This window comes from Pseudonocardia acidicola (assembly GCF_012911935.1).
Taxonomy (GTDB): Bacteria; Actinomycetota; Actinomycetes; order Mycobacteriales; family Pseudonocardiaceae; genus Pseudonocardia; species Pseudonocardia acidicola.
On the sequence record NZ_JAAXLA010000042.1, the window covers coordinates 49,003 to 58,314 of the forward strand.

8 protein-coding genes are annotated in these 9,312 nt (G+C 73.9%); 2 read left to right on the plus strand and 6 right to left on the minus strand.

All coding sequences use genetic code 11. The features are described 5' to 3' along the window. Window positions 1-9: 9 nt before the first annotated feature. From HF526_RS21135 to HF526_RS21160, 6 genes are all read right to left on the minus strand, one after another. Complete coding sequence (locus HF526_RS21135) at window positions 10-648, minus strand: nucleotide exchange factor GrpE (protein WP_169383277.1); 639 nt, start codon at window positions 646-648, stop codon at window positions 10-12. 9 nt (window positions 649-657) lie between these two features. Then, window positions 658-2,556 carry a molecular chaperone DnaK gene (dnaK, locus tag HF526_RS21140; protein ID WP_169383278.1) on the minus strand — a complete coding sequence of 633 codons (1,899 nt, stop codon included), beginning with the start codon at window positions 2,554-2,556 and terminating at the stop codon, window positions 658-660. Between the two features lie 4 nt (window positions 2,557-2,560). Further along, on the minus strand, window positions 2,561-3,100 hold the full coding sequence (locus HF526_RS21145; protein WP_211177572.1) for a YflT domain-containing protein: 540 nt from the start codon (window positions 3,098-3,100) through the stop codon (window positions 2,561-2,563). Between the two features lie 13 nt (window positions 3,101-3,113). Further along, on the minus strand, window positions 3,114-3,602 hold the full coding sequence (locus HF526_RS21150; protein WP_169383279.1) for an Hsp20 family protein: 489 nt from the start codon (window positions 3,600-3,602) through the stop codon (window positions 3,114-3,116). Window positions 3,603-3,656: 54 nt separating this feature from the next. Beyond that, on the minus strand, window positions 3,657-3,965 hold the full coding sequence (locus tag HF526_RS21155) for a WhiB family transcriptional regulator (protein WP_169383280.1): 309 nt from the start codon (window positions 3,963-3,965) through the stop codon (window positions 3,657-3,659). Between the two features lie 136 nt (window positions 3,966-4,101). Further along, window positions 4,102-5,799 carry a PucR family transcriptional regulator gene (locus HF526_RS21160; protein ID WP_239028964.1) on the minus strand — a complete coding sequence of 566 codons (1,698 nt, stop codon included), beginning with the start codon at window positions 5,797-5,799 and terminating at the stop codon, window positions 4,102-4,104. 240 nt (window positions 5,800-6,039) lie between these two features. Here HF526_RS21160 and HF526_RS21165 point away from each other — a divergent pair, with 240 nt between their 5' ends. Next, entirely contained in the window at window positions 6,040-6,348 is a 309-nt protein-coding gene (locus tag HF526_RS21165) for a putative quinol monooxygenase (protein ID WP_169383282.1), read from the plus strand. A gap of 121 nt (window positions 6,349-6,469) precedes the next feature. Further along, window positions 6,470-9,148, plus strand: a complete 2,679-nt coding sequence (locus tag HF526_RS21170) for an HAD hydrolase family protein (RefSeq protein WP_169383283.1) — start codon at window positions 6,470-6,472, stop codon at window positions 9,146-9,148. Window positions 9,149-9,312 lie beyond the last annotated feature (164 nt).

Consider the following 9,312-nt stretch of genomic DNA (forward strand, 5'->3'; position numbering starts at 1 on the left):
CACCGCCGATCAGCCGGACGACTGCGCGACGGTCACCGCGGCCGGACGCAGTTGTTGCTCCGGCGCGCCGTACCCCGGCCGGACGACGGTCACGACCGCTCCCGGCGGGGCGCCGGCGGCGTCGGGTTCGACGACGCCGACCACCTCGTGCCGAGCCGGGTCGAACGGCACGCCCGCTTCGTCCTGGCGGCTGTAACCCAGCCGCGCCAGGATCGCCACCGCCTGGTCACGGACCCCCCGGATGCCCTCGATGATGGACTTCGGGTCGGCCCCCGCGTGTTCCAGGGCGAGGTCGATCGTGTCGAGCACCGGGAGGAACGCCGCCGCCACGCGTGCCCGCTCCGCGGCGCGCTCGCGGCCCACCTCCCGGGTGAAGCGCTTGCGCATGTTGTCCAGGTCGGCGGCGGCGCGCCGCCACCGGTCCTCGAGTTCGGCGGCATCAGGTCGGTCGGCCGGGGTGGCCGGTTCCCCGGCCCGATCCACCGGGGCGGCCGCCGGCCCCGGATCGGCGACCACCCCGGCGTGCGGCTGCTCCCGCTCGGGGCCCTGCTGCTCCGGCGCCTGTCGGACCGTTTCTTGCCGGTCAGACTCCGACTGGGCCGGGTGACGCGGGGTCCCCGAGCTCTGCTCCGGCAGCTGCTCAGTCATGGGCCTACCTCAGCTGCGATCGAACTCGGCGTCGATCACGTCGTCGTCGCCACTGCTCGGCTCGCGCGCCGCGCCGCCGGCCGGACCACCACTTGCGGCACCCGCACCGGCGCCGGCCGAGGCGGCCTGCAACCCGGCGAACACCTGCTGCAGCTCGCTGGTCAGCTCGCGCACGCGGTCGAGCGGCGCCTGGTCCTGCACCGCCTGCCGGGCGTCGGCCACGAGCATCTCGGCCCTGGCCCGCTCGTGTGCGGGCGCGGCGTCGCCGAGCTCGTCGAGCCGTCGTTGCACCTGATAGGCGATCTGGTCGAGCTCGTTGCGGGCGTCCACCTCTTGGCGCAGCGCCTGGTCGGCGGACCGGTTGCGCTCGGCCTCGGTCACCATCCGGTCGATCTCGCTCGAGTCCAGGTTCGAGCTCTCCGAGATCGTGATGCCCTGCTCGGCGCCGGTGTCCTTGTCCCGCGCGGTGACGTTGAGGATGCCGTTGGCGTCGATGTCCAGGGTGACCTCGACCTGCGGCTCGCCGCGCGGGGCCGGCCGGATGCCGGTGAGCTGGAACCGGCCGAGCACCCGGTTGTCCGCCGCCCGCTCCCGCTCGCCCTGCAGGACGACCACGTCGACCGCGGGCTGGTTGTCCGCCGCGGTGGAGAACGTCTCGCTGCGCCGGGCCGGGATCGTCGTGTTGCGCTCGACGAGCCGGGTCATGACGCCGCCCTGGGTCTCCACACCCAGCGACAGCGGGGTGACGTCGAGCAGCAGGACGTCCTGCACGTCGCCCTTGAGCACGCCCGCCTGGATCCCCGCGCCGACGGCCACGACCTCGTCGGGGTTGACCGTCATGTTCGGTTCCTTGCCGCCGGTGAGCCGGCGGACCAGGCTCTGCACGGCCGGGACCCGGGTCGACCCGCCGACGAGGATGACCTCGTCGATGTCGTCCGCGCTGATCTTGGCGTCGGACATCGCCTGCTTGACCGGACCCATCGTGCGCTCGATCAGGTCGGCGATGAGCTGCTCGAACGTCGAGCGGTTCAGCGTCGCGGTCAGGTGCTTGGGGCCCGTCGCGTCCGCGGTGATGAAGGGCAGGCTGACCTGGGTCTGGGTGACCGAGCTCAGCTCGATCTTCGCCCGCTCCGCGGCCTCGTACAGCCGTTGCAGCGCCTGCGGGTCCTGGCGCAGGTCGATCCCGTTCTCCTTCTGGAACTGATCGGCCAGGTAGTCGACGATCCGCCGGTCGAAGTCGTCCCCACCGAGGTGGGTGTCACCCGAGGTGGACCGTACCTCGACGACGCCGTCGCCGACGTCGAGGATGCTGACGTCGAACGTGCCGCCACCGAGGTCGAACACCAGCACCGTCTCGTGCTGGCGCTTGTCCATCCCGTAGGCCAGCGCCGCCGCCGTCGGCTCGTTGATGATCCGCAGCACCTCGAGGCCGGCGATCCGGCCGGCGTCGCGGGTGGCGGTGCGCTGCGCGTCGTTGAAGTAGGCCGGCACCGTGATCACGGCCTCGGTGACCTTCTCACCGAGGTTGCGCCCGGCGTCGTCGGCGAGCTTGCGCAGGATCAGCGCGCTGATCTCCTCCGGGGCGTACAGCTTGTCCCGGACCTTGATCCGCGCGTTCCCGTTCTCGTCGGGCACGACGTCGTAGGTGACCTGCTTGGCCTCCTCCTCGACCTCCTCGTACTTGCGCCCCATGAAGCGCTTGACCGAGTAGATCGTCCCCTTCGGGTTCAGGATGGCCTGCCGGCGGGCCAACTGGCCCACCAGCCGCTCACCGTTCTCGGTGAAGGCGACCACCGAAGGAGTGGTCCGGGACCCCTCCGCGTTCGGGATCACCTGCGCCTCGCCGCCCTCCCAGGCCGCGATCACCGAGTTCGTCGTGCCCAGGTCGATACCTGCCGCCCTGGCCATCTCCTCACACCCCCATGCCGAGCAGCCGGGCCGCCTCGTCGGCGACCTCCTCGTCCACAACCAGGTCGTAGTGCTGGGGTTGCATCATCGTGACCGATGCGAAATCCCGTTCGCCGCGCTGCACCGCGTAGACGATCCCGCCGATGATGGCGCCGACGATCGCGCCGAAGATCAGCCCGTACAGCGCGAGCAGCACGGCGGAGATCAGCGGGTTGATCCAGTTGAACAGTCCGAAGATCCAGCCGATCAGGACGCCGGGAATGGCGCCGCTGAGGGCCCCGCGCCAGATGGCCCTGAGGAGGGTCATCTTGCCGGTGACCTGCTCGACCATCTGCAGGTCACGTCCGACGATGGCGACCCGTTCGACCGGGAAGTCCAGATCGGCCAGCCGATCCACCGCCCGCTCGGCTTCGGCGTAGCTGAAGAAGGATGCGATCGCCCGCCGGGGCCGCTGCTCGGCGGGAGCCCGGGCGCCCGGTACGGCCGCGCTGTTCGCGGCCGGACCGGATGTCGCCCCGGTTGGGGAGCTCGGCTGCTCGGTCATCGTGACCTCCGGATCAGACGGTGGTCGACTGCTCGGTCGACTGCTGGTTGGCGGTGTCCGACGCGCCGGCGCCGGACGTGTCGGCGGTGGTGGCCGTGGGCTGCCCGCCCAGCGGCACCCGGCGCGGCTTGCTCTGCTCGCTGACCGGGATCCGCAGGTTCAGCACCCCGTTCTCCAGATCGGCCGAGAGCCGGCCGGGGTCGAGGTTCTCGCCGAGGAACAGCTGCCGCGCGAACTGGCCGTAGGGCCGCTCGTCGACGATGACCTCGTCGCCCTCCTGACGCTGCGGTGCCCGGGTGGCCCGGATGCTCACCACGTTGCGTTCGACGGTGACGTCGACGTCGTCGGGCAGCACACCCGGGAGGTCCAGGAAGATCAGGAACTCGTCGCCGCGCCGCAGGGCCTCCATCGGCATGCTGCGCAGGGCCCGGGCGCCGGTGTGCAGAGCCTGCTCGGCAAGCCGGTCGAGCTCACGGAACGGATCGAATCGCATGAGTGTCACAGCGGGCCTCCAGCAGTATTGGTTGTGCTCGGCGGCCGCTCGGCACGACCGAGCTCAGCCCACCGTCGCAGCGCCGCCGCCGTGCGGTATCGGTCCCACGGATGCAACCTCGTCGGCGGACTTCGCCCCCGCAGGTCGACCGTTGCGCAGTGCGCGGCGTTCCTCGGCGTCGAGGCCGCCCCAGACGCCGTCGACCTCGCCGTTACGCAGCGCGAAATCCAGGCACTCGGCGGTCACCTGGCAGCACGCACAGACCGCCTTCGCCCGTGCTGTCTGGCGCTTCGCGGGAGCGCCGGAACCCACCGGGAAGAACAGCTCCGCGTCGAACTGGCGACAGGCCGCCCGATCGATCCACTCGGTCATCGACCGATGGTGCGGGCGGCACGAGGCTGCTACCTGGTCCCGGCGGAGCCAACGCTGGTCGGCGCGGTCGATCCGTCAGGACGGACCACCACCGGGGATCGGCCGGGCCGGGCCGGCAAACCCCGGCCGCCGCGGGTCAGCCCGGCTCCGCCATCAGGTTCCACGCGCGCGTCGCGACATGCAGGTTCAACCGGTGGTCGACGTCGCCGAGATCGAATCCGCTGACCTCACGGATACGTTGCAGCCGGTAGCGCAGCGTGCTGCGGTGGATGGACATCCCGGCGGCCGTCTCGTCGTAGTTCCCGCCGCAGTCCAGATACGTCGACAGCGTCCGCACCATCTCCGAGTGGTGCTGGGTGTCGTAGTCGAGCAGCGCGCCCAGCCACTCCCGCACGAACCGGTCGACCTCGGCGTCCCCGTCACTGTCGCTGAGCACCCGGTACAGGCCGAGATCCTCGTAGGCGGTGATGCCCTCGGGGTTGCGGGACCGCTGCCGGATGGCGAGCGCACGCTCGGCCTGCTGCCACGAACGCGGGAAGTCCGCGGGGCGCTCGCAGTGCCCGCCGACGCCGATCGACACCGCGGAGGAACGCAGGTGCCGGCTGACCGCCGCGTGGATCTCGTGCCAACGGTGCTCGTCGCCCCAGCCGGCCGGGCGGTTCGCCAGCAGGATCACCGACCCCGACCGGCGGGCGATCAAGGACCCGGCGTCCAGGCCGCGGGCGGCGTGCAGCACCGCGTTGGCGACCGCCTCGTCCCCGATCCCGGGCCGGCCGCGCACGACGACGACCCGGTGCGAGCGGTGCAGGTCGACACCCAGCGCCCGGGCCCGGGTGACGGCGCCGTCCTCGTCGGTGCCGGAGATGAGGTCCTCGACGAGGTCGCGGCGCAGCCGCAGCTCCACCTCGGCCACGCCCTGGCGGTGGGCCAGCTCCATCGCCAGCATCGTCGCGCCCAGCTCGAGGGCGAGCACCTCGTGCGGACCGGCGGTGCGCTCCGCATCGATCAGGCTCAGCACGCCGAGCACCGCGTCGCGCGGCTGGGCGAGCGCGACCAGCCGATCGCGGTCGCGGACCGGGCGCCCGTCGCGCTGCGCGCGGCCGAGGACATCGGCCCGCTGCCGGGCGGAGACCTTGCGAACCGGTTTCGTGCGACTGGGCCCCGACCACGCGAGCACGTTGCCGAAGCGGTCCTCCGCGACGACCGGCAGCCCGGTCAGCTCGTGCACGGCCGCCACGATGCCGGCCGCCCGATCACCGGTGGCCGGTACCCGGTTCAGCGTCTCGTGCACCGCGCTCCGGCGCTCCAGGTCGCTGACGGACTTGGTGAGCTGGGCGTTCGCCCCGGCCAGCCGGTCGCTCAACCGGCGCAGCTCATCGGCCTGGAGCTGCTGCTCGGCCACGAGGGCCGCGGTGGCCAGCGCCGCCCCGGCCTCCTCGGCGAGTACCCGCAGCAGGAAGCGCTCCTCCTCCGAGGGCTCCCCGTCGGCGCCGACCACCAGGTAGCCGCGGCTGCGGCCCAAGCCCGACAGCGGCAGAGCCCGGCCCCAGGCCGCGCCCTCCACCGGCACCGGCCCCTCGGCGCCGGCCAGGTCGAACAGCGCCGGATCCGGGGGCCGCGGGCTTCCGACCACCGACGGCTGCAGGTCGTCACCGTCGACGAGGTGGATCGCGTGTGTCCAGCCACGGCACAACGAGGGCACGGACGTCATGGCCAGGCGGAGGATCTCCTCGGCACCGCCCCCACGGAACATCATCATGCCCACTACGACGAGCGCACGGAGCGAGGACAGCTGCTCCCGTGTCTGCGAGGTGCCCACGATTCCGGCGACCATCAAGGTCACCCGGGACTCGTCCGGACAACGCCCCGAGTGCTCAGCCGGCGCGGCATCGACCCAGTATCGGCTTTCACGCGCACCAGCGCACTCCCTTCGACCGGATTTGTCGAGGCCGGCGGTGTTCTTCGTGCTGGGGGGGTGAGGGTCGTGCCGCGCTTTGGCCCCGGCGGGCGAAAGCGGCGCGCCACGGCGTCCCGCCACGCTGGCGGCTCCGTCATATCGCCGAAGGGAACCAGCATGGCCGCGAACCCCACCGTCGGGCTGCTCGTGACGATGACGGCCCGACCGGGCAAGGAGAACGACATCGAGCAGTTCCTGCAGGACGGTAAGGCGCTGGTCGACGAGGAGCCGGGCACGATGGCCTGGTTCGCCGTCCGCCTGGGCGACTCGACCTACGGCATCTTCGACGTGTTCGCAGACGAAGCAGGCCGGCAGGCACACCTCGAGGGGAAGGTCGCACAGGCCCTGATGGGGCGCTCCGCGGAGCTGTTCACCGCGGAGCCCCACATCCGCAAGCTCGACGTGCTGGCCACCAAGCTCCCCTGAACGCCCTCCGGCGCCCCTCGTCGACCGTTCGTCCGACCGTTCGTCGCCTCGTCCGAACGGGTGCCGACGGGTTCACCGCCACTTTGCCAACCGTTAACGGCCCGGCTGGCAGCGTGCGCCCATGCCCGCGCGGACCGACCGGGATCACGGTCTTTTCAGCCCGACCGTGGGGGCCCGCGCGGCGCCGCCGGACGCGCTGCTGGTCACCGACCTGCTGGCCGACCTCCCCGAGCTCGTCGACCGGCTGGTCCGGTGCACCGACGCGGACGATGCACTGGACGCCTTCCTGCTCGCCGCCGGCGCCGTGCAGATCGTGGAGGACCACCTGCAACGCGACGTGCTGTCGTTGCGCCGCGCCGGTGGCATGCTCGGCGGCGGCCCGCGACACCTCGCGGGACTGCTGGCCGAAGGGCTCGAGACCGTGCGCAGGCTGCCCCCGGGCAACCGCCGGGCCCTGCGCTGGTGTGAGCAGGCGCGCCGGGTGCGTGACCTGCTGGCCGACGCGGTGGCCGCCGCCGGGGCACCGGGAGAGCGGCACCGCGATGCGTACGCGCCGGGCCCCACCGGGCTGCAGCTCACGGTGCGGCGGCTGGCCGCCGAGGCCGGGGACCTGCCACCCGCGCTGCGCAGCGAGCTGCTGCGCATGCCGTCCTGCTTCCGCAGCTTCGACCTGGCCCCCGCCGACATGGGCGCGCTCGCCGAGCGCCTGCTCGCCCGCCCGGACCGCGCCGTGGGCGGGTGCGTGATCGTCGGGATCCGCACCTCGGGCAGCTACCTCGCGCCGCTGGTCGCCGCGGAGTTGCGCCGGCGCGGCACGCCCGCGTCGGCGCTCACCGTCCGCCCCAGCCGGTTGCTGCTGCCCGGCGACGGCCACCGGTTGCGCACCGCGGTCGCGGCCGGCGCCACCGTGGCCGTGGTCGACGACCCGCCCAACACGGGGTCGGCCTACCGCAAGACGATCGCGCTGCTGGCCCGGCACGGCGCGCCACGACCGGTCCTGCTGCTTCCGCTGTTCGGTGACGACCCGCCCGCGGGACTCACCGCACTGCCCGCCGAGACGCTGCCCTACCGGCACTGGGCGGTGCATCGGCAGCTCGACCCGGCGGCCGTGCGGGCGGCCCTGGCCGAGCTGCTCGGCCTCCCCGCCCCGCTGCTCACGGTGCGGCAGCTCTCCCCCACCCCGAGCAGCGGCGAGCGCGGGCACCTCGCGGTCACCTACGCCGTCGATGTCGACGGCCGCAGCCGGCTCGTCGAGGTCGCCGGCAGCGGCCAGGGCTACCTGGGGCGGCACGCCATCGCGGTGGCCGCCGCGCTGTCCGGGCTGGTCGCGCCGACCTACGGCTTCCGCGACGGGCTGGTCTACCGCGCGACACCCGCGCCCGAGCAGCGGCTCACCGCGCCGACCGCGGCCGACGCGGCCGAGATCGCCCGGCACGTCCACACCCGGGCCGCGGCGCTGCCGGCGGTCACCGACCGCAGCCTGCGGATGAACGGCCAGCAGCCGGTGTGGGAGCTGGCCGCGCGGCTGACGGCCCGCGGCTTCGGCCGGGCCGGGCTGCTGTTGCGCCAGCCCGTGCTCGACCCGGCCGCCCGCCGGTTGTGCCGGCCCGACCGGCCGTCCGTCATCGACGGGGCGACGTCGCTGTCGCACTGGTACCGCGACGGCGACGGCCGGCTGCGCAAGACCGACCCGGACACCAAGGCGTTCGCCAACACCGACCGGGCGTCCTACGACGCACGCTACGACCTGGCCGGGGCCGCCCCCGGCGGGCCGGACGACGACATCGACGAGGCCCTGCGCGCGGGACCGGCCGGCGGCGCCGAGGCCTACCTGCTCTACGAGCTGGTGCACCTGCAGGACCCGATCACCGGCCGGCCGGCCGACGCGGCGGCCTGCAGCCGGGCCGTGCGCCGGTACCTGACCCGGCTGTACCCGGCTCCGCCGGTGGCGGCGGGCCCGCTGTGCGCACTCGACCTCGACGGCGTCGTCGAGTCCGACGCTCTCGGCTTCCCGATCACCACGCCGACGGCGCTGCGCGCGGTGCACGCGCTGTCCCGGCACGGCTTCCGGCCGGTGCCGGTGACCGGGCGGTCGCTGCCCGACGTCTGGGCGCGCTGCGCGGCGTACGGGCTGGCCGGCGGGGTGGCCGAGTACGGGGCCGTCGCCTACCGGCACGACACCGCCACCACCGTCAGCCTGCTGGGCCCCGACCGGCTGGCCGTGCTCGACCGGCTGCGGATCGCGCTGCGTGCCCGGCCGGGCGTCAGCGTCGACGACGCCTACCGCCACAGCGTGCGGGTCCGCCGCGCCGGCGGCGGACCGGTGTCCGCGCACGACGTCGACGGCGCCGTCGCCGAGGCCGGGGCGGACCCGCGCGGGCTGCGTGTGATCACCGGCGCGCACCAGACCGACATCGTCGACGCGGGCACCGGCAAGCTCGCCGGGGTGCACGCGCTCGTGGACCTGCTGGGCGGGCCGGTGGAGTTCGCCGTCGGCGACAGCGCCGAGGACCTCCCCATGCTCACCGCAGCCTGGCGCGGCTACGCCCCCGGCAACGCGTCCCAGGAGATCCGGGCGGCCGGGGTGCGGGTGCTGCGGCCGCACTACGCGCGCGGACTCGCGGCCGCGGTGGGCCGGGTGATCGGGCACCGCCCCGGCGCGTGCCGGCAGTGCGCGGCGCCGCGGCCGAAGTCGGCCGACGCCCGGCTGCTGCTCGCGATCCTCGACGTCCAGGCCGGCGGGCGGCGCGGGCTGGGGATGGCAGCGGCGCGGGCGGTGGCGGCCCGGTTCGCGCGCTGACCGCGGGCGGACGCCCCGAACGGCACCGGGCCCCGCCACCACCGCCGCGACGGCGGCCCCGGCCGTCGGCCGGAACACCACGACTCCCCTACCGGAAACCGGCGACTCGCCCTCCGGAAAGCGCCGACTCGCGGGGAGAAGGGGCGACGTGCGGGGGGCTACGG